Annotated in this window: 20 protein-coding genes; all 20 read right to left on the bottom strand. The window is 26.1% G+C overall.

The window, feature by feature from the left end:
- Window positions 1-59: 59 nt before the first annotated feature.
- Entirely contained in the window at window positions 60-482 is a 423-nt protein-coding gene (locus Fi14EGH31_RS15520; protein WP_267905642.1) for an AAA family ATPase, read from the bottom strand.
- A 394-nt stretch (window positions 483-876) separates the two neighbouring features.
- The gene (locus tag Fi14EGH31_RS03670) at window positions 877-2,322 is read right to left on the bottom strand and encodes an LCP family protein (RefSeq protein WP_200765151.1); all 1,446 of its coding nucleotides are present in this window, start codon (window positions 2,320-2,322) and stop codon (window positions 877-879) included.
- Window positions 2,323-2,462: 140 nt separating this feature from the next.
- Entirely contained in the window at window positions 2,463-3,764 is a 1,302-nt protein-coding gene (locus Fi14EGH31_RS03665) for a protein kinase domain-containing protein (RefSeq protein WP_200765150.1), read from the bottom strand.
- Entirely contained in the window at window positions 3,757-6,738 is a 2,982-nt protein-coding gene (locus Fi14EGH31_RS03660) for a hypothetical protein (protein ID WP_200765149.1), read from the bottom strand. Before Fi14EGH31_RS03660 ends, Fi14EGH31_RS03665 begins: the two co-directional genes overlap by 8 nt.
- An 8-nt stretch (window positions 6,739-6,746) precedes the next feature.
- A complete protein-coding gene (locus tag Fi14EGH31_RS03655) occupies window positions 6,747-7,490 on the bottom strand; it encodes a hypothetical protein (protein WP_200765148.1) in 744 nt (247 codons plus the stop codon).
- Window positions 7,491-7,632: 142 nt separating this feature from the next.
- Entirely contained in the window at window positions 7,633-8,214 is a 582-nt protein-coding gene (locus Fi14EGH31_RS03650; protein ID WP_267905654.1) for an HNH endonuclease, read from the bottom strand.
- Between the two features lie 66 nt (window positions 8,215-8,280).
- On the bottom strand, window positions 8,281-8,568 hold the full coding sequence (locus tag Fi14EGH31_RS03645; RefSeq protein ID WP_117575118.1) for a hypothetical protein: 288 nt from the start codon (window positions 8,566-8,568) through the stop codon (window positions 8,281-8,283).
- A gap of 23 nt (window positions 8,569-8,591) precedes the next feature.
- Window positions 8,592-8,759, bottom strand: a complete 168-nt coding sequence (locus Fi14EGH31_RS03640; RefSeq protein WP_158548270.1) for a hypothetical protein — start codon at window positions 8,757-8,759, stop codon at window positions 8,592-8,594.
- Between the two features lie 101 nt (window positions 8,760-8,860).
- Window positions 8,861-10,429 carry an AAA family ATPase gene (locus Fi14EGH31_RS03635; protein ID WP_200765147.1) on the bottom strand — a complete coding sequence of 523 codons (1,569 nt, stop codon included), beginning with the start codon at window positions 10,427-10,429 and terminating at the stop codon, window positions 8,861-8,863.
- Between the two features lie 139 nt (window positions 10,430-10,568).
- Window positions 10,569-11,801, bottom strand: coding sequence for a nucleotide sugar dehydrogenase (locus Fi14EGH31_RS03630; RefSeq protein ID WP_200765146.1), 1,233 nt, complete (start codon window positions 11,799-11,801; stop codon window positions 10,569-10,571).
- Window position 11,802: 1 nt separating this feature from the next.
- Window positions 11,803-12,309: a serine acetyltransferase gene (locus tag Fi14EGH31_RS03625; RefSeq protein WP_200765145.1), complete on the bottom strand. Its 507-nt coding sequence runs from the start codon at window positions 12,307-12,309 to the stop codon at window positions 11,803-11,805.
- A gap of 132 nt (window positions 12,310-12,441) precedes the next feature.
- A complete protein-coding gene (locus tag Fi14EGH31_RS03620) occupies window positions 12,442-12,969 on the bottom strand; it encodes an acyltransferase (RefSeq protein ID WP_117481237.1) in 528 nt (175 codons plus the stop codon).
- 2 nt (window positions 12,970-12,971) lie between these two features.
- Window positions 12,972-14,066, bottom strand: coding sequence for an NAD-dependent epimerase/dehydratase family protein (locus Fi14EGH31_RS03615; RefSeq protein WP_139938926.1), 1,095 nt, complete (start codon window positions 14,064-14,066; stop codon window positions 12,972-12,974).
- Window positions 14,067-14,108: 42 nt separating this feature from the next.
- Window positions 14,109-14,597, bottom strand: coding sequence for an LbetaH domain-containing protein (locus tag Fi14EGH31_RS03610; protein ID WP_139938924.1), 489 nt, complete (start codon window positions 14,595-14,597; stop codon window positions 14,109-14,111).
- A 12-nt stretch (window positions 14,598-14,609) separates the two neighbouring features.
- Entirely contained in the window at window positions 14,610-16,127 is a 1,518-nt protein-coding gene (murJ, locus tag Fi14EGH31_RS03605; protein ID WP_139938922.1) for a murein biosynthesis integral membrane protein MurJ, read from the bottom strand.
- Window positions 16,114-17,388 carry an O-antigen polymerase gene (locus Fi14EGH31_RS03600; protein WP_234697847.1) on the bottom strand — a complete coding sequence of 425 codons (1,275 nt, stop codon included), beginning with the start codon at window positions 17,386-17,388 and terminating at the stop codon, window positions 16,114-16,116. The genes murJ and Fi14EGH31_RS03600 overlap by 14 nt, the downstream gene beginning before the upstream one ends.
- A gap of 29 nt (window positions 17,389-17,417) precedes the next feature.
- Window positions 17,418-18,128, bottom strand: coding sequence for an AAA family ATPase (locus Fi14EGH31_RS03595; protein ID WP_139938918.1), 711 nt, complete (start codon window positions 18,126-18,128; stop codon window positions 17,418-17,420).
- Entirely contained in the window at window positions 18,113-19,597 is a 1,485-nt protein-coding gene (locus tag Fi14EGH31_RS03590; RefSeq protein WP_139938916.1) for a nucleoside/nucleotide kinase family protein, read from the bottom strand. The genes Fi14EGH31_RS03595 and Fi14EGH31_RS03590 overlap by 16 nt, the downstream gene beginning before the upstream one ends.
- A gap of 18 nt (window positions 19,598-19,615) precedes the next feature.
- A complete protein-coding gene (locus tag Fi14EGH31_RS03585; RefSeq protein ID WP_139938914.1) occupies window positions 19,616-20,686 on the bottom strand; it encodes a glycosyltransferase family 4 protein in 1,071 nt (356 codons plus the stop codon).
- Window positions 20,687-20,688: 2 nt separating this feature from the next.
- Window positions 20,689-21,825 carry a glycosyltransferase family 4 protein gene (locus Fi14EGH31_RS03580; protein WP_139938912.1) on the bottom strand — a complete coding sequence of 379 codons (1,137 nt, stop codon included), beginning with the start codon at window positions 21,823-21,825 and terminating at the stop codon, window positions 20,689-20,691.
- Between the last annotated feature and the right edge of the window lie 2 nt (window positions 21,826-21,827).

Raw genomic sequence — 21,827 nt, 5'->3', positions numbered from 1 at the left:
TTCCATCAAGAATGAAATTGCATCATCTATTCCCTTAAGATTATTCTTGTTATTATCAGCTAATACTTCATAAGTCTTTCATAATTTATTTCCTTAAATCCCTTAAGATTTTCAAATACAAAATCATATTTATCCCATTGATTTTGTATTTGTGTTCTTATCGTTGAAACAACTGTTTCTTTATCTCTTTTGGCATCCGCAAAAGAGATAAAGATTGTTGGATATTGATTGATTTCAGCTACATAAGGTGTTTCCATGATTTTTGTACCTTTAAAGATTTCTTTAGAGTCTTTGGTAATATCAAAGAATTCCGCCATCATTGACATATTAATGGTTTTTCCAAATCTTCTAGGACGAGTAATCAATGTTACATCTGTTACTCTACCTAAGAACTCTTTGATCATCAAGGTCTTATCTACAAAATAATAATTTCCTTCTACAAGTCTTGAAAAACTTTTCGTTCCTATTGGTATTTTCTTCATTTCTATCACCCTTTCTTTACATATTATAAACTATTTTAGAGATGTTTACTGATGAATATAAATTCAATTTTTAATTTGATCTATATTGAATATTTCATAGTTATGATTTTTAGCTTATCTAAATCTAATGAAAAATGGTAGTTGATCAAGTATATAGGAAAACTAGAGTAGAAAAATCACGATAACAATAAAAATAAAGGAGGAAAATCAAGACTGATCATCAGTCTAATTTTCCTCCTAAAAAACATTAGATATTTTAGAGGGGATATTGATTTCACATCAATATCCCCTTAATAATTTAAAGTAATTTTTCTAAAACACGCGATTATTTAGAGCGCTATATAATCAATGTTATCTATTATTACTCAACGATCACTTTTAGCAACTAGAATAACTATTTCCCATTTAAGACATCTTTAATTGCTTGTAGATTTTCTTTAACACTATCATCATTTGGAATCATATAATAAAGTTTGCTATCAGGCATGTAAGCTCCACCTGTTTGCATAACTCCTGTTCCGGTAAATTGTTTTTGTTTAAATGTCCATGAAGCATTATCATTTATTTGCATTTTTATTAAATCTGTTATATCACTCGATGCCATATTTGTTTCAAAACATCCTGATATAGCTTTTAAAACACTACTATAATTAGTAATAACTGCAGGTGACATCATTTTATTAAGCATAGCCATTAAAACATCTTGTTGATGTTTTACACGTACATTATCTCCATCAGCAAATGAATGTCTTTCTCTTGAATAAGCTAATGCTTCTTTACCATTCATTTGTTGAAGACCTAATTTATAGGTATAACCACCCGCGCTAAAATCTCGATCAACATTAACAGTAATACCACCCAATGCATCAACCATTGTGACCAATGATGTAAAGTTAACTCTTGCATAGTAGTTGATATCTGTCCCTAAAAACTGAGCCATTGTTTTAACCGTATTTTCAGGTCCAGCAATACCTGAATGCGTTAACTTATCCTTTTTTTTCATATTCGCAAGAGTTACGTAGTAATCTCTTGGAATAGATGTTAATAAGATCTTCTTTGTATTTGGATTAACAGTAACGATCATATTAACATCTGATCTAGATACTGTTGTAATACTTCCATATGTATCAATACCACTGATATAAATAATAAATGGTGTATTTGTTACAGAAACTCTTGTTGAAAAGTCTTTGACTTTTGTTTCTATGTCACTTGTCCATATTTCTTTAACTTCATTTTGAAAATCTGGATGATTATCTTCAAACATACCATTATATGCTGTATTAATTAATATAGCATTAACGGTATTATTATAAAGATCATCCCCTAGTTTTGAATATGTCATAGCAACATCAAAATTCAAGCTTGATTCTTTCTGTTTAGCTTCAGCAATAACTTGATTCATATCTTTTTCTTCATCATATTGTAAACAATATTCAATCGATTCATTTTGTAATTCAGATAAACTGCTTATTTTACTACTTTTTAATACAACAATTGCATAATGAGTAGATTTTGTATTTGAATTCGTAATATCATCTAATGTTGAATAACCTTTATTGATCATAACTGATCCAAATACCATTAGTACACTTAATATTAAACTTAATACTTTTCCAATAATTTCTCTTGGTTTTGTTTTATGATGATGTTCTTTTTTATTAGGTTTCATTAATGCATAATTAATAAAACCTAATAAAACAAATATCATCCCAACCATAACAGCATATGTTGTTGGTAAAATATTAAGCTTAAAAATAAAAAATAATAATACTACTGTTGTAATGACCTGTATTCCTAATATTACAGGCCAAGATATAATTTTCTTTATATTTTCCATAATTCATTTTCCTTTTATTTCTATGATAGTATCATTATACACATAAATAATTAAAAATTAAACCTTTTTTCTACTCATATATTTTAATTCAGCTAAACAAATAGGCTATTCGAAGTATCTGCTGACCATTGAAATTTTAATCAATAATCAATTACTATTTTTTTATTTGAGGGTACGTAATACTTTCCAACAATATTGCCTCTTGCTTCAATAATATTATTATATTTCCATAATCTTTCATCTTCTATTAATTGGAATTCAAATTGCTGTTTTTCTTCATTAAGAATTATTTCATTTACAATAAAATGACACTCATATATTTTTCTTTTATTTATAAAATAATAACCTTGACAATAGTTGTGATTTATTCTCACTCTTGAAATTTCTAATAAGAGTTCTTTTTCTTTTACTTCTTCTTTGTCATCACTAATTGTTCCACAAATTTTTATTTTTGAAGGAAATTGATTTTTTTGTAAAAACTCGGCTATAAATTCTTTATTTGATATTATATGTTTTGAACATTTATCTTCTTTAAATTTTATTAAAAGCTCTTCATTTTTTAAATTATTAATAATTACTTTTTCATCGTCATTTAAATTATTAGAAATAAGTTTTTGTTGTAATTCAATGTAACCTATACAATCATCAATATTGATTCTTTTCGTAAAATCATCATAGGTTGCTTCATGAATTAATTTATTTATTGGGATAAATGTTTCAACAGAATATTTTTTTTCATCAAGTAACAACTGTTTTGAATCTTCTCCATATTTATAAGGTCCATAAAAGCCAAACGGTTCTTCTTTCAAAATCATCCAAATTACCTTAGCAAATAAGTAAACATCCGAAGCTTTAAAATCAATATAACTAAATGCTCCCAAATTACTAAATTCTGGTGGCGCGATTTTACCCGGACCTATTCTTTCATTTAAATCTGTCAAATTATCAATATCGTTATCACAAAATATTAATCCAAAATCTGTTAAATATACTCTGTTATTTAAAATAAGAATATTATCTGGTTCAATATCTCTATGTTCCATATCTCGGGAATGCAATTGTTTTATAACTAAAGCAATTTTCATTATATCATCTAACTTCTCATTGAGTTTTTTTCTAGTATTAACCTTATACTCCCTGGCCTTTTTCATTAAATACCAAGAATTATCCATTGAAGATAAATTACAATCCTCAATTAACATAATCCCCTCAATGTCAGTAAGCTTATTTACATATTCTATTTCCTTTTTAAAACGTTCAAATCTCTTATTACACTTTTTTAGATTTCTTTTATCTGCAGAAAAAAACTTTGCAACAAAATCCAATTTTGGATGTCCTATTATATCTACATCATATACTTTTCCATTGCCACCCGAACCTATTTCTTTCTTTATAACAAATTTGTATCTTGCTCCCTCATAAATTTTATTTTTTTTATTCATTTTCGGCAGCCATCCTTTGTTGTAAAGATTCTTCATCATAAGATTTACCTAATTCATAGAATATATCTGCTGTTATTGGATAATCAATTTCTAATGCTTTAGAAAATTTATAATATTTATTTGCTATTTCTTTTTCAGATTTTCCAGCATCAGGTGAATATACTCCTCTTTTATTAGACTCTGCAATAATAAATGACTTATTTAAATCATTACTATTATATTTTTCAATAATTTTTCTTACACTTTCATGTGGTGGATATCCATCGTTGCCTACTGGAGCATTTGCAAATAATGAACCAACTAGTCTCTCATAAAGATATTCCTGATTTTGATCTTTTAATAAATGTTTAAAATCCTCTAACCACTTACAAAGCTCTTCATAATCAACATTTCCATTTTTTTCTGAAGGGCAAAATTTCATTTTATAAAAGCAACTAGTTAAACTACTTCGTACATTTTCATCAATACCCATTTTTTTATTTCCATCTTTATCTTTGAAAATACAACAAATTAAATCAGCATAAAAAATAGGATTTCTTTTTATTTCTTTTTGAATACATTTCATTGCATCCCAGTCTAAAATACCACTGAATATCCATTCTATTTTTGCAATTTCACTACATTTTTCATCATCATTAATAAATTCTTTTTGTAATAGTTCTAACAATTCTTGCAACGGATAATCCATAACAGAGTAATGACCTTCATATTTCAAACTGGAAATTTTGATGAAATAATCATATAGTTCTTGTAAAGAAAAGTAATCTTTCATATCATCTAAAAATAAAATATAGTTTTCCTTATTTGAATACTTTAAACATTCGGCTAATGCTTTTTCAATTACCTCTTTACTAGCATTTTCAAATATAAAGAAACATCTTTCTCTTTTCCAAAAAATACTCTTTACCTGTTCATCTTCCGTGAAAATGTAAGCATCCTCATTTCCATTTACTCTTTGTAATGAAAATATATCGGATATTAATTCTGTATTATCTGTCATTTCTTTTAAATCATTAATAACACTTCTTAAGTCAATTGCTTTGTTACAGTAAAAAGTTTCTATAAATGATCTAGTTTGCTTTCCTTGAGAATCTTTGCTTATTAAAAGATTCAAAATTTCTTTATTATATTTACATTTACAATAATATTGTGCCAAAACTGTTCCAATATCATAGTCATCATCACCTACTAAGATATCTATTAAATCCTCAATTGAATAATCTTTTTTGATAAATTCATTTATTTTATCATCAATCAATTGATTTTTTAATTGTTGATTTTTATTTCTATAATCATCACCTTTATATGGAATTGGATGCAGAAGAGGCATATTATGCTTTATAAATAAATATCTATAATCAAAAATAGGATTATTAAAAGAAATAGCACTTATTGTATTTTCATAAATCATAAGTTTATCTTCTTCCATTGCCCAATCGCTCTGATTATAAAATCTATGTCTATAAACAATATAACGTATTTTTGTTTTCAAATACTCTTTATCATTGTCACACATTGATTGTGCCTTCTTAATCAATTTATTAAAAAAATCTTTTTGAAGATCAATTGAATATCTATCTAGATGCTCAATCAGAGTTTTCCAACGTTTTTTATCCATACCAGCATATTGCGTACATAAATTTAAGTATTCAATATATACATTATCTAAATCACCGTAAGTAATTTCTTCAGATTCATTAACAATTCTATATTTAGGTTGCAATAAGGGAGACATCATAGCGTGTGACTCAGGTAACTGACTTGCAAATACATTCCATGCTGTCTTATATTTTTCAATTAAACTTTGAGCTTGTTTAATTTTTTCATTTGAATTTAAGGAGCATGAATCGAACCATGGACAAAAAATGACTTCTAATGTATTTTTAGGACTATTTCCCATTTTGTAATCTATTTCAAATTCATTCATTCTAAAAAAACAATTTATTGTTCGAGAAACATATTTTCTTATATGAACTAACTGTTCTAAACCAAATATGATATTTACATAGTAATTATTACTTTTAAATATATCTCCTGAATTCTTTTCAAATAATTCTTTTAATCCTGTTGGTTTAACAAATTCAGATTCTATTCTATCCAAACATGAATTTGGTGATGCCTCACATAGTGGTATAAAATATTGAGAAATACATGCCCATTGTTCTATTCCTCTTATGTTTTCTAATATTGCTTTAACTATATTATCAACTTGATATTGATAATTTTGATTATTCTTATAAATTACTTTCATAATCAATGTTCGCAACATTCCATCTTTTAATACTTTTGAATATTTAGGCTTTTCTTTTATAACATTCACTAAATAATGCTCATTAAAATCTTTCTTAAAAATTGGCTCCAATTCTTCAAAAACCTCTTTTAACAAAGAAATATATTGTTTCCAAGTTTCAGGAAAAATCAATGCATCCAATTCCATCCATGCATCTTCAATTGAGGAAATCATATAACGTATTGATCCATGGTTATCAATTTTAATAACAAATGGTTTTTCAACTGTTGAATAAGAATTAAGTTCTTGAATAACATCATCGTACTCTTTTTCCGCAAGTTTAGAAATAATTTCTTTATCTCCTTCACATTCCGTCCATGCTCCGCAAAGTAAAGCCGCAATTACTGCTTTTGATCTATTTTTCACCCATTGTGGCTTAAAATTAATGGCACGATTAAATAAATGTTTTCTCATAAATGCATAGATGCCACTTGTATTATTTACAAGATTTCTAGCATCTTCGTGATCTAATCCTATTTTTTCTAAAGCGCTAAGTAAGTTATGAATGGTTCTTTTTCTAAGATGTAATTCATTAGTTTCATAGAAAATATCTCCTTCATTATAAATGAAGATATTTGTATTATCTTTTTTCACTAGTATTTCTTCATTATTAAAATAAGGTACAAGGATTGCATTTCTTATATCATCCTCAATAAGACTTAACCAAGATTTTTCGTCTTTCACAATTAATATTATTCTATCTTTAGAAAATCTTTTAAATAATTTAAAATGCGATACAAACTTTCCTCTTTTGATTTTCCAACTATGATAATTTTTTCATTATCTAATTGATCTTCAAAATCCATTTCAAATTGTTCATCATCAATTTCAAAAAAATCTAAACTTAATTTTTCAAAAGAACTACTTTTTTTAATATCAGATTCAATATCTTCTATTGATAAAACATGTATATTATCTTTACCAAGTTTTTTTACTTCAATTTCAATTGCATCTAATTGTTTTTTTAGAGAAAAATAGTTTTGTTCTGATTGTTTTCTCCAAATTTCTAAATAAGATTCCAAGGCTTTATCAGTATCATATTGTTTTAATTCATCTAATATAATTTGAATGAAATGGTAACTATATTCATGTGCATTTCTTTCCGATACTCCGTATTCAATAAATAATTCAACAATTTCATTTTCTAAATAAGAAATTAATTCATATCCTCTTTTGTCATAACTTTTTTCAGCTATATTTTGCATATTATCTTTAGAAAATATAACTAGTAAATCATTTTTAAACCCATCTTGATCATCAAGATTTTTAACTACTTGTTCTCCAGTTTCTAAAAATAAATTTTTCCATTTTTTTTCATTTACCTTATTATTAATAAACTGTATTATAAAGTCTAAAGTTTTGCCTATAATAGCACCTTTAATATCTAAACTATTAGCTGCTTTTCCTATTAGACTCGTTTCATTTGAATATTTCATAGATAAGTATCCTTTCTTGTATTTTTTAACGAATTCCTCATGACATCTATTATATATTAATAATAAGATTATTTCTTGTAAAACAAATTATCAATCCTACTAATTTTAAAATTATTGATTATGTTTTATGAAATGCATGAAATTATTCACTATTTAAAATATCATAAGTTAATTTTGAAAGAATTTGTTCTCCCCACTCTTCCTTTTGTAAAGAATTAAAATATAATTGATTTTTAACCTCATTCATATCAAAAAACCAGTCCGGATAAGTATCTAATAAAGATTGACAATATTCATCTGTAAAAATATACTTGCTTCTTAAAAGCTTTGATACATAATCATTATGTAAATTATACAATTCTTCTATATGCAGTATTTTTGAACTATTTTGTACTTTTTGTTTTAAATCTTCTTCTACATTCTTTGATTTAATTTTTATATTAAAATCATTAGATAACCCTAAATAACATAGCTGCTCATCTGTTTCAATTTCAAAAAAAATATCATATCCATATTCCTCTTCAAAGGGATATAATAAACTCTTATTATCAAAAGTATCTTCCGCATTTTTAGCGTTATTGCACACAGGACAATATGCAATAAGATTATACATTGATAGGGCTAAATATGGATATTTAGATTTAGGATAGTAATGATCATATTGTGGTCGTGTTCCCTTCTTGGGTGTTGTATAAATAAAACTTCTATTACAATAAGGACATATTTTTACTCCTATTTTCTTAGCCCAATTCCTTCCAAACTCTCTATTCGTAAAATTATTATATATACTTTAAAATTCATCATGTAACTTTTTATCATCTTTGTTTTTTTCTAAAATACCAATTTCTTTTATAACTTTTTCTAGAGCTTTACGATCTCCAGTAATTACTTCTATTACTTTATTGTCACATATCTTATCATCCTCATAAAAGTAATCAATTATTTTATTTCTGTTTTCAATATTATATGTATCTTTCTCATTCTTCTTTATTTTTTCTAATAAATCTGAATATGATTTTTTTACGTCATCGTAAAATTCTTTTTTATTTTTATCACATATTTTTGATATTTTAATCATTTTTCTTCACAACCTTTTAAAAATTATTGTTTCTTTAGTTCATTTATTTTGTTTTCGATTTCTCTTTTTTGTTTTTCTAAAAAACGAATCATTTCTTCATTTTGACTAGAATCTAATTTATTTTTTTTAGGTTCATTAATTAATTTTCTTAAATGATTTTGAATAATAGGCTCACCAATGAGATCAATCAAACGATTAATGTTTTCTTTATCATCAAACTTTCCAGTTTTAATTTCTTTAGCTATATTATTTATAAAAGTCCTTGAGTACTCACCAAAAGTATTTCCATTTTCTAAAAAAAAGCATCTTTATACAAATTAAAAATATTACATCCAAATGTTTGCTTAACCTCTTTTTTCATTATTATTCCTGTATGATCCTTCTTTAAAAAAATACAATTTTGTGTAGGCATATCTGATAAAACAATTGGTGAATGCGTTGAAAAAACAATTTGGAATACGTTATCTGGAAAGCATTCATTTAATTCGTTTATTAATGTCGTTATTATTTTTTGTTGCCAAGTTGGATGTAGATAAAGATCTATCTCGTCAATCAATAATAAAATATTTTTTCTTAACTTATAATCTTTATCTTTAAAATAATCTTTAATTTTTGATAAAAAATATATACGTGACATGAAATTAAGGATTGCTCTTTCACCAGATGAAGTGTACTCGTCTAATATATGAATATATTTTAATAGGAAGGAAGTTTCATTAGAAATAAAATTTTTAATGAAGTTCCAAAATGTCTTTATATTTTCTGTATAACAATTTCCATTTTTTTCAAAGCTTTTTCTTTTTATTTTATCTATCTCTTTTATTGCATTTTGAAAATATGCCTTTTCTTTATTATCTTTACTATCTGTAAATGGATATTCTTTAATAAATCCTTTGCATTTTTCATACAATTCATCAATTGTATAGTATTCCCCAATATGTTCATTAAAATTAGGATAACAGTAAATTAATTCTCCCGCTAGATTCATAATTAAAGAAGATGTTATATCATTATTTGAATTTATATTTGTAGGTAGTTTTATAAATTTCTTTTCAAATTCTTTCACATCTTTTTCGTGATACTTCTTAGTATAATAGTTTAAATCTTTTAAATCACTACTAATAAAATTATCAATCTTATCTATTTTGAATTGAATATTTGAAATATCTTTACCAATAAATTTATCTTTTAAACCTTTTACATGTACTAAAAAATCAATATCAATCAAACTTCGAAAACGATTATCCATAAAATTAGGAAATATACTTTGCATAATATTAAATTTTGTATTATTCAATCCATATTGATCATTTAACGCTCCTTTAGAAGTAAAAAATTCTTTTTCTAAAATTTCAAATGTTTTACTCGATAAATTAATATAGTCAATTTTTCCTAACTTTCGATAATAATTTTCTCCAGAAAAATTACTATTTGTAAGGTAAACTTTGGATAGTTGATCTAAATTGACATCTATTTTAGAACTTGAATATTTTACTAAACAATCTGTCGCTTCTCCTTCAACATTTACTTCCTGACTTGTTGAATTAAAAATAACAAAATCATCATCATAAAAAACAGCAATAAATTCTTTTTTTACTTTTGATTTTTGTGATTTTAATTTAATATCAGATATGCTCCCTAGTTTATTTAATAATGTAGTTTTCCCTGTCCCATTTTCACCAACTACACCACTAATATTTAATATTTTGTCTGTTTTAAAAATATTAGGTATATTTTTCTTTTCAATAAACAACTCATTGTTTAAATTATCAAAATGAATATCATATTCAGGTGTGAAACAAAATTCTTGTTGTAATGTATCAATTGGATTATCACCAATCCAGATATATAATAATTCCATAAAATCCTCCCTATTTTTAATGTGGTTTTATAGTTTTGTAACCGATTACATTATAACATAAAAAGAAAGAGCAACACTCTAGTGCTACTCTTCATAACAAATTATTTCCTTTTAGCATTATTCAAGGAAGAACAAACTTTTAATCTCTTCTAAATAAATCTCTTGTATATACTTTATCTTCTACATCATCTAGACAACTATCATAGCGGTTCGCTATGATTGCTTGACTTAGTTCTTTAAATTTATTTAAGTCATTTACTACTTCACTTCCAAAGAATGTTGTTCCATCTTCTAATGTTGGTTCATAAACAATGACTTTTGCTCCTTTGGCTTTGATTCTTTTCATGACTCCTTGGATTGATGACTGTCTGAAGTTATCACTGTTTGATTTCATTGTTAATCTATATACTCCAACAATAACTTCATTTTCTTTTTCTTGATCATATGAATCATTTGATTCATATGCACCTGCTTTTTCTAATACTTGATCAGCTATGAAATCTTTTCTTGTTCTGTTACTTTCAACAATAGCTTCGATTAGATTTTGTGGGACATCTGCATAGTTAGCTAATAACTGTTTTGTATCTTTTGGTAAACAGTATCCTCCATATCCAAATGATGGATTGTTATAATGTGATCCTATTCTTGGATCTAGACATACTCCATTGATGATTTGTTGTGTGTCTAATCCTTTTAGTTCTGCATAAGTATCTAATTCATTAAAATAAGACACTCTAAGTGCTAAATATGTATTAGCGAACAGTTTTACTGCTTCTGCTTCTGTAAATCCCATAAACAATGTATCAATATCTTCTTTAATGGCTCCTTCTTGTAGAAGTGATGCAAATGTATGTGCTGCTTCTACTAAGCTTTCATCTTCCATATCTGTCCCTACAATGATTCTTGAAGGATAAAGATTATCATACAATGCTTTTGATTCTCTTAAGAATTCAGGAGAGAAGATAATATTCTTGCTTCCTGTCTTTTCTCTTATACTTTGTGTATATCCTACTGGTATTGTACTTTTGATAACCATGATGGCATCTGGATTGATTTCCATTACCTGTTTGATTACACTTTCTACTGCACTTGTATCAAAGAAGTTCTTCTTTGAATCATAGTTTGTTGGTGCAGCAATGATAACAAAAACAGCATCCTTATATGCATCTTCTGCATTTAAGGTTGCTGTTAGATTTAATTCTTTTTCTTTTAAATATTTTTCTATATATTCATCTTGAATAGGACTAATTCTATTATTAATCTTATTCACTTTATCTTCTATGATATCCACAGCCATCACTTCGTGATGCTGTGCTAATAATGTAGCAATACTTAATCCTACATATCCTGTTCCTGCTACTGCTAGTTTCATTTTATTTCACCTTTCTATTTATATAATTTTTTGTTGCATTTTCTCTATGTTTAATAATACATGGATTTCCAAACACGATAGAATGATCTGGAATATCACAATTAACAAAACTATTTGGGGCAATTAGCACGTCATTTCCAATTTTTACATTGCCAACAATAGTACTATTTATACCAATCCATACTTCATCACCAATAACTGGTGTACCTTTGCGCCCCCCCCGATTTTCTTGACCAATAGTAACTCCTTTGTGAATATTACAGTTTTTTCCAATAGCCACTTTAGGATTAATTGTTATACAATAAGGATGACCTATATATAAACCCTCCCCAATAGTAATATCTATAGACATATCTATTAAATTCTTATTTCTATAGTATCTAAATAAAATTTTATAGACTAATCGTAAGAATTTGTTGTTAGTATCCTGATATCTTCTAAACATTTTTTGGAAAATTGGCATATCATTTTTTAAATAACGATTTTTATCATAATTTATATACTTCATGTTAAATAAGTTCCTTTTATTTAGTTTATAAATATAATATAATTCATTTGTAAAAAGTTTACTAAGTAGATAGTATAAAATATATTACATATATTTCTATTTAAACTTAATATGCTGCTTTTTAATATATTTTTATAATTTTTTGCCAATTAAGTAATTCTTTTTTTCTTTTGGCGAAAGATGTTTAGTAGAAAATATTTTATCTCTATTTTTTTTCTCGTAATCATCTAGTGTTTCTATTAACTTTGCAGGAATTCCCCCTACAATAGATCCTGAAGGAACATCGTGAGTGACAACCGCATTACATGCTACAATACAATTATCACCTATTGTAATTCCAGGCATTATAGTTGCATTTGTCCCAATATGAACATTATTTCCTATATTTATTCTTCCAAATTTATCTGCATTTTTATATTTATCAGCAAAGCCTGAATAATCACTTCTTAGTACCCACATTCCTCCATCATGGGTAATAAGTTGTACACCTGCGTTTATTCTTACATGGTTTCCTAAAGAAATTAAATATGGTTCAGATCCAAAATTAACAGACTTATATATTTCACAATCTTCACCTATTTTCACACCATTAGTTCTTAAATATGAAATATAATTAGAAGAATTCATAAGTTTTATTCTTATTTGATTTATTAAATTCATCTCTATTCATCTCCCATATAAAATTCTTTATACCATCTAGCAAATTCTCTTAGTCCATCTCTTAATGATGTACTTGGTTTAAATCCAAAGTCTCTTTCCAATGCTAATGTATCTGCATACGTTACTGGTACATCTCCTGGTTGCATTGGTACAAGTTCCTTATGTGCTTCAAAATCATAATCTTCCGGCAATACTCCTGCACTAATCAGTTCCTGTTGCAAGATATCTACAAATTCTAATAAGTTTTCTGGATGACTGTTCCCTATGTTATAGACTGCATATGGTGGTACTGGTAATCCATCTTCTCCCGTCTTTCTTTCAGGAGCTTTCTTCATCACTCTTGATACTCCTTCTACAATATCATCGATATATGTAAAGTCTCTTTTACAGTTGCCATAGTTATAGATCTTGATTGTTTCGTTATTTCTTAATTTATTTGTAAATCCAAAGTAGGCCATGTCTGGTCTTCCTGCTGGACCATAGACTGTAAAGAATCTTAGTCCTGTTGACGGAATGTTATAAAGTTTACTATAAGCATGAGCCATCAATTCATTTGACTTCTTAGTAGCTGCATATAGGCTTACTGGATTATCTACCTTATCATCTGTACTGTATGGTACTTTCTTGTTAGAACCATAAACACTGCTTGATGATGCATAAACAAGGTGTTCCACACCTTTGTTTCCATCATCGTAAGAATGTCTGCATGCTTCTAAAATGTTATAGAAACCAATTAAATTGCTTTCGATATAGGCATCAGGATTACTGATAGAATATCTTACTCCTGCTTGTGCAGCTAAATTAACTACAATATCAGGTCTATGTTCTTCAAAGATCTTATCAATCAGATTCTTATCAGATATATTTCCATAATAAAAAGACCACTTATTTGTAGTCTTCTTTACTTCTTCTTTAATTTTATTCAGTCTGTATTCTTTTATTGATACATCATAATAGTCATTCATATTATCGATACCGATAATATGAATATTTTCATTTTCTTTTAATAATTTTAATACTAGGTTAGAACCGATAAAACCGGCTGAACCTGTAACAAAAATGACCTTTTGTTTGCTATATTTTTTCCCCTCTATCATTATATTTTCTCCTTTAACTTAAGTATAGTATCCTAATATAAATCAAAAATTAGATTTATTTTTATTCAATGAAACATATAAACTATTTGCTTCCAAATTTTTATATACAACCGCATTAGGCCCAATTTTTGTATTTTTTCCGATCTCACTTGAAATAATTTTACATCCTACAGACAATAAACAATTTTCGTTAATAATTATATATTGATCTTGCAAAGGCAAATTTTCATTAATTCCAAGTGTTACTTGATGATAAATTGTTTGATTATCTTTGACAATTGCTTTTGATGAAATGACAACGCCCATTCCAGAATGAAGTAATCGAATATTTTTACCAATTGTTGCCTTATAAGATATTTGACAATTAATTCGTAATAAAAAAAAGAATATTTCCTGAAGCAATCTACAAACGAGTAAAAACAGTTTACAATATTTAGTATTATATAAGTAATTCATTATCCTATAAAAGAACAAAATCATAAAACTTCTAAAATTATTATTTTTCCAATCGCTGATTATTTTTTCTAACATATTATTCTCCCCTTATTCCTTTCCTATAATTTTATTAATATTTTTTAAAATATATCTATAATCAGGAATAATTAATACTAATATAGTGCAATAAACTATTAAAAATATTATTGCACTACATATCCATCCTAAATTGAATGAATACACAATATAGTTATTTACAAAAAAAGATACACCAGAAGAAAGGAAACAAACTAGCATTAACTTTAAAACATTTTTCATAAAACCACAATTAATTCCAATTTCTTTTCTTAATAGATTGATTTTTATCAATAATGAAATATAAAGAGAAATAGTTGTAGCTAAACTTAATCCTGAAACATCAAAATTATTTATCAAGGAAACATCAAAAATAACATTTAAAAAAATGTTAACTATTGTTGTATATAATAACCATTTTGTTTTTTTTAAAATGAAAAAAATATCATTTATAATTGTTGTGTAACACATTCCCAGTAGTCCTAATCCATACATTAACAAGACATTTGATGTGCTATACACTGCAATTAAATTAAATTTACCATATCCAAAAACTAGTTGCACAATATTTTTTGAATAAAGACAAATCAAACAACTGATAGGCAATAGTATTGCAGCAATATTAAACATATAATTATTTAAAAATTCATTAATTTTATTTTTTTCCTTTTTTGCAAACATTTCTGTAATTAAAGGAAATATTGCTGTTGTAACCGCCGTAGAAAAAATACCATCAAATAAATTAATTAATTTACTTCCATAATTTAAATAAGTAACTGCCCCAGTATTAAGAATTGATGAAAATGCTTTATCTATGATATTATTCAATTGATTAACAATAGAATTTACACACGCGATTGGCACCTGTTTAATAATAGTTTTTGTTTGATTATCTAAAATATGTTTTGAAAATTCAAATTGATAATCTTTTCTAGACAAAAACAATTCAACTAATGCAGATAAAACTGCGCCTGTCAAAAAGCTGTAAGCTAATCCTTTTATACCAAATTGTTGTGAGAAAGCTAAAAGTAAAATAATTGATGGAATATATTGTATAACTTCTTTAACTTGTGATTTGGAGAACTGCCCTGTAGATTGAAGAATTGCAGATGAAAAAGTAGCTAAACAATTAAACACAAACATAAAAACTACTATTCTTAATAGTTCTATCGCCATCCTAACATGTTCAGAATTAAAACCTGGCGCAAATACTTTGATTATGTATTGAGGATAAATGAAAATAAAAACCGTCAAAAAAATAAAAATCAACAGAAAAAATTCAATTAATTTATTAGTAATTATATTTGCCTCTTCGTATTCACCTTTAACACATCGAGTTTTATATTCAGGTAAAAACACTTTCCAGATTCCAACTGAAATCATTGGATAACAAATTTGAACAATTCCGATTACCATATAATAAACATCTGTTTCTTCCGAAGCACCAAATTTTGTTGCAACTAACAATTCAATTATAAAGGCGAATAGTTTAGCTAATAGTGAAAAAAACATTACCGTAGATATATTCTTTATGATTTTACTGAATTTCATTTTTTATCTTTCCTTTTTGAATATATTTTCTTGAATAAGCATATATAATCAAAATAGGATATATCTTAAACCACATCATATTTTTCAATAAAGAATATGATTCGGCTCTAAATACTTGATATACCGATATTAAAATAATCATATATACTATCATTTGAAAATCATTTTTTATTTTTAATTTTTTTACAAACCATCCTAAAAACATAAATATAATTATATTTCCTAAAATGCCAAAATTCATAAACGCTTCTAATATACATGAAAATCCTCTACCACCGCCAATGTTATATACCGATAATTCATAGTTTTTCACATACCATGTAGATAATGATTCAAAATTAGTAACAGGAATAAATAAATTAATAAAAGTTTTGATATACGATTTTCCAAATAGATAACTATTCTTTGAATTAGATAAAATATTTATTGAAATCTTATACCAACTATCAAATTCACTGTCAAATGAGATATTTACCTCACCCCAAAAAAGACTTTTCCACATTCCAAAAAATAAAAAAATCACTATTGACAAAATAATGATTTTTTTGTTGCTTATTACCTTGAAATAATACAATAAAAAAATCACAGGTAACAACACAGAAATTAATTCAGCACGCGAAGCACTCATTACAGCATTGAAGATTGATAATAAGCAAGTAACAAAAAAAAGAAATAAAGATTTTTTGTCCTTATTTTTTAGAAAAAAATACAAGTATATAGACATAATCATGGGAATCGTACTTTTGTAAAATGATAATAATGAATAATCAGCCATTAATAAAGCTTTACTTGCTCGTGATGCAGAAATAAAATATCTATAACCTATTTTTAAAAAAACAACATATATTTCAGCAAAAATCGAAATAATTAAAAATAAAAACAAACATTTTTTCATCCTATGAAGATTATAAATATATTTATTTTCTTTAAAAATATTTACTTTTGATACACTAGTCATACAAAACGCAATATTAAACATTAAAATCGATAAATGTGCTAACATCATTGTATTCCCTACGCTAGGAATGATTGGTTGATTTTGCAATATGAAATTTTCTAAAATATAATAATTAGAATACAAAATACCAAATATATTAAATATAACTTCAATAGATATCAACATTCTCTTAAAACAATAATATAATACAAAATATCCTATAATGAAAAATGACAAAAAGAAATCTAAAACATATATATTAAAAAAATGATAGTTTGAAAAAAAAAGAACAAAAAAAATTGTTGTAATTATTGTATAAAACATCATAACATTAATCATTTTTTTATTAACTATCATTTATTTTCCTCCTGAAAACTTCCTTTTAATGTATTTTTTATTAACTCATTTAATTGAATAATATCAATACTTGACGAAACGCATATTTTTCTTTTATTTGTTATTAAATTACATTCTGCTAAAATTTTTTTTAGCATTTTAATTTTTTTATCAGTGTTATTCTCTTTTTCCACCCTAGAATCTGTAGACTTTCTATAATTTAATCTTTTTAGAATAATTTCAATATCCTCTTTAATATAAACATATATTATAAGGTTTTCCTGTATGTTTATTAATTCTAAAAATTTTTTTTCATTATAATTTGCATTTTTTTTTCCGTATAATGATGCTGAAATAGAAGATTGTATTAACCCTTCATCCCAAATATATATTTTATTTTTTGAGGAATTATACTTAATTACTTTTGGTATAATATTAATTAAGTTTTTATATACAAGCATTGGCTGTAAATATTCATTTTCTTTAATAGATGATTTTAATTTTCGATATAATTTGTTTTCTGTAAAATAAAATAATATATATTGCAAAATTTTTTTTATTCTTCTTATTATTTTATTATTACAATGATCAAGCTCATATGTTGGTTCTTCAACACAAAAATTATTTTCTTTTAAATAAAGCGCCAATGCATGAGATATAGTACTTTTCCCGCATCCTGGCAAACCATAAAATTCAATATGAATTGTTTTATTTATATTATTTTCCATATTTCATTCATAACCTTACCTAATGATTCATTCATTTCAACAGAAGTATCAATTACTACAGAATTTTTTGATGGATTCATTTTCATTACTGCTTCTTTCTTATTTTCAATCTCCTGTTCTGTCATTTCGGGTTTTCTTTCAATTGCAATATTTGTAGGAACCATGAGTTTTATTGTTAAATCAGGTGGATTTTTATAAGCTAATTGATAAATATTAAGTTCTTTATTCGCTTTTCGATATAAGAACCCTTTACCATTTGCTAAATACTTCGAAATTAACGGTCCATCACTATATCCAGCTATCTCAGTTTGCGGATATCTGTCAACTAGCACGACCATACCATTATTTCTTGCTTTTGTAATCTCTTTTAATTTTTTCTTCTTTTCATTAGCCAACACATCTGCCCAAATCACTTTTGCTAAAGAATATAGTCTTGCTTTTAATGATATATGAGACATATCATCTTTATGTTTTTTAAATTCTTCTTCAACAGAATGTCCCAAACCTTTTCCACCTACTCTTTTTGCTACCAGTTTCATTGGTTTTCTTAAAAAAGAACTACTTCCATCTCCACTACCTAAATAAATTGTTTTAACATCTATTTTTTTACTAAGTTCTTTTTTCACATATTCTATAGTAGTTGATTTACCTGCTCCATCACATCCCAAAAATGTTATAACACATCCTCCTGATGGAGAAATTCTTCTATTAGGCTTATTAGAATTTAACCCTCCATGACGAATAACAGCGCCAATAGCCCAATAAAATTCTCTCTTTGTTCTTTTATACCATGAATATTCTCTGGTATATCCAGTATAAATTGCTAGTTCTTGTCTTAATTTCTTTTGTAATTTTAGAAATTGTTTTTTATGTGTTAGATTTGTTGTAATTAGTTTCATAACCTCTTTAGCTGATTCTTGATTCAAATAAGTCATGACTCGCACTGAAATAGTATCCAAATCTACTTTTTTCAATAACCAATCAATTTCTGCTAAGTCATCTTTTCCTATTTTTTTGCTATAATCTCTCCATCGAATTTTTAACGAATTTCTTACTAAAAGAAGTATTAACTCATCTTCGTATGATGTTGTATATATTCTCTTATCATACTTTTTTCTATTTTCTAATAATTTATATCCCCAAGGATTAACAGTATATCCCTTAAGATGTTTTTCACCTAATGTCATTCTATAATGAGTATGTAAGTGCCATATTTTATTAGTTTCAATATCAAAACCAATATAATCTTCTATAGCATTGTATTGCATTAACGGAGTTGATCTAAAACGTTTTAACCCACATTCATTTAAAACTTTATCAACAATTGAACGTTGTTCTGGTAAAAACAACATATCTAAATCAGTATCACCATTTAAAGCCGGTTCCAAATGTTCATTACTTTTCCAATGACAATACTGTATGTCATTTATTTCAAGTGCCTCTAACATGTCTTTTATAGTCTTAAGCATATTTTCTCCTTTCGTTTTCTATTTTATTCTATTGTAAATACTTATGTATTCAGTGTGCATTTTATCCAAAGAAAATTCTTTTTTTGTATTTATTTTTATATCTGAAGAAATAGAATCCAATTGTATTTCACTCAAAGAATCTATCCTTTCTATCGCGTTTACCCATTGATCAATATCAAATGGAAGGGTGAAAACATTCTTACACTTTTCCTTTATTTCCATATGAGGAGCAATATTAGATATAATAGGAATTAATCCAATAAACATAGCTTCTAAAACTGATATTGGTAGTCCTTCAATATATGAAGCAGACACATACAATCTTGCTTTATTAAGTCTTAAAAACACTTCATTTCTAGGGAGTAATCCTAAAAATTCAACTCTATTAATAACATTTTCTTCCATTGCAAATTCTCTAATACTTTTTTCTTTATCTTCTAAACCTATCAAAACCAAATTATATTCTGGAAGTCTTTTTATTAATTCTATAAGAAACCTATGATTTTTTAGGGGTATCATTCTTCCCACACAAACAAGTTCTTTTTTATTTTTCTTTTCTGAAATATTATTAATAACTGCTTCTATTCTATATGTGTCAACTCCATTAGTAATTGCAAGAAATTTCTCCCTTTTTATTTTTTTTACCAACGGCGAATATTCTTCATATGCAGAATTACTAACACAGTTAGCATAATTTGCCATTAATGAGCAAAAACAACTTGATATTTTGTATTTAATATTTCTTTTGCTATAGGTGCTATGAACTGTATACATTGAATGTCTTCTTACACTCATCCCCATTGTTGCAATGAAAAAAAGTAATGCAGATTTTTGATGATGCAAATGATATACAATAGAAGATTCATTTTCATTAATATTTTTAACAATTTTCCTGATTTTTTTATAACTCTTCCCAACATAATATACATCTACATTTTTAGGAATACTAACATTAAATTCATTTGAATCATCACATACAATAAGTATTTGTTTAAGCCCATAATTATGCAAACTACGATAAATAACAAATTCATTTATAGGCATACTAGTTGGAGAAACCGAGTCAACTATCGATATAACAGTAATCATATTTATATTCTCCTAGTTATTTTTTCAATACTATTTAAATACTCTCTTATTACAATATTTCTTGAAAAGTTTTCCTCTATATATTTTCTTCCATCTTTTCCCATTAAATGTCTTTTATCATTTTGTAATTGTAAAAAATCTTCAATCTTTTTAACCAATTCTTCAACATTTCCACCACGGTAAACAAAACCAGTTTTATTATTTAATACTGTCTCTTTACATCCGACATTATCTGTAGTAATAATTACTCTTCCAGAACTAGCATTTTCTAGAAGAACATTACTCATTCCTTCACCATAAGTACTAGGGTGTATTATTGCATGTGATCTTTTAATAAATGGCCTAACATCTTTTTGGCTCCCACGATAGCTGATGATTCCTTCTTCTTCTAATTTTTTTAATTCATCGTTATAGTGGGATTCTGTTGGCTCAACAAATCCAATTAAATTAAATTCCGTTTTTGGATATTTACTTTTAATTATTTTTGCAGCATTTAAATAATCATCAACACCTTTATCATGTAAAATTCTTCCTATATAATTGAAAATAACAGGTTCTCCCTCAATACCATTACCACCATTGGGATATTCTTGCAAAATAAATCGAGAAGTATTTACCCCAGAACCAGGAATCAATTTGTAATCTCCTCGAACTAATCCTAATTGTTTTATCATATTCATATTTGCTTCGTTTTGAAACATTATACAAGCTGCATTTTTATATGCTAACCCAAACAAAAATAATATAAATTTTTGTACGTATTTTGATTTATTCAAAACACTTCCTAATCCTGTAACATTATTTATGTAAGGTATTTTTAACGATTTAGCAGCTAAGCTAGCATAAACATTAGGTTTTGCTGTATATGTTAATACAACATCAGGTTTAAATTTTTTTAACATCTTTTTGTAATGTAATAAAAGTTTAAAATCAGCAATAAAATTCATTCCTCTTCTATCAATTGAAGGATTATCATAGTAATATTTAATATCTTTCATAAGTTCGAATTTTGGACCATAAGGGCAAGAAATGAGTATTTCATAATTTTGTTTTAGAAATGCCTCTATTAATTCTTTTCTAAAACAATAAATATCATCATCATTATTAGTAATTATTGCGATTAATTTTTTCTTTTCCATTT

Source organism: Faecalibacillus intestinalis (genome assembly GCF_015097455.1).
In the GTDB taxonomy this organism is placed as follows: Bacteria; Bacillota_I; Bacilli_A; order Erysipelotrichales; family Coprobacillaceae; genus Faecalibacillus; species Faecalibacillus intestinalis.
This window is presented reverse-complemented; position numbering and strand designations above follow the sequence as displayed.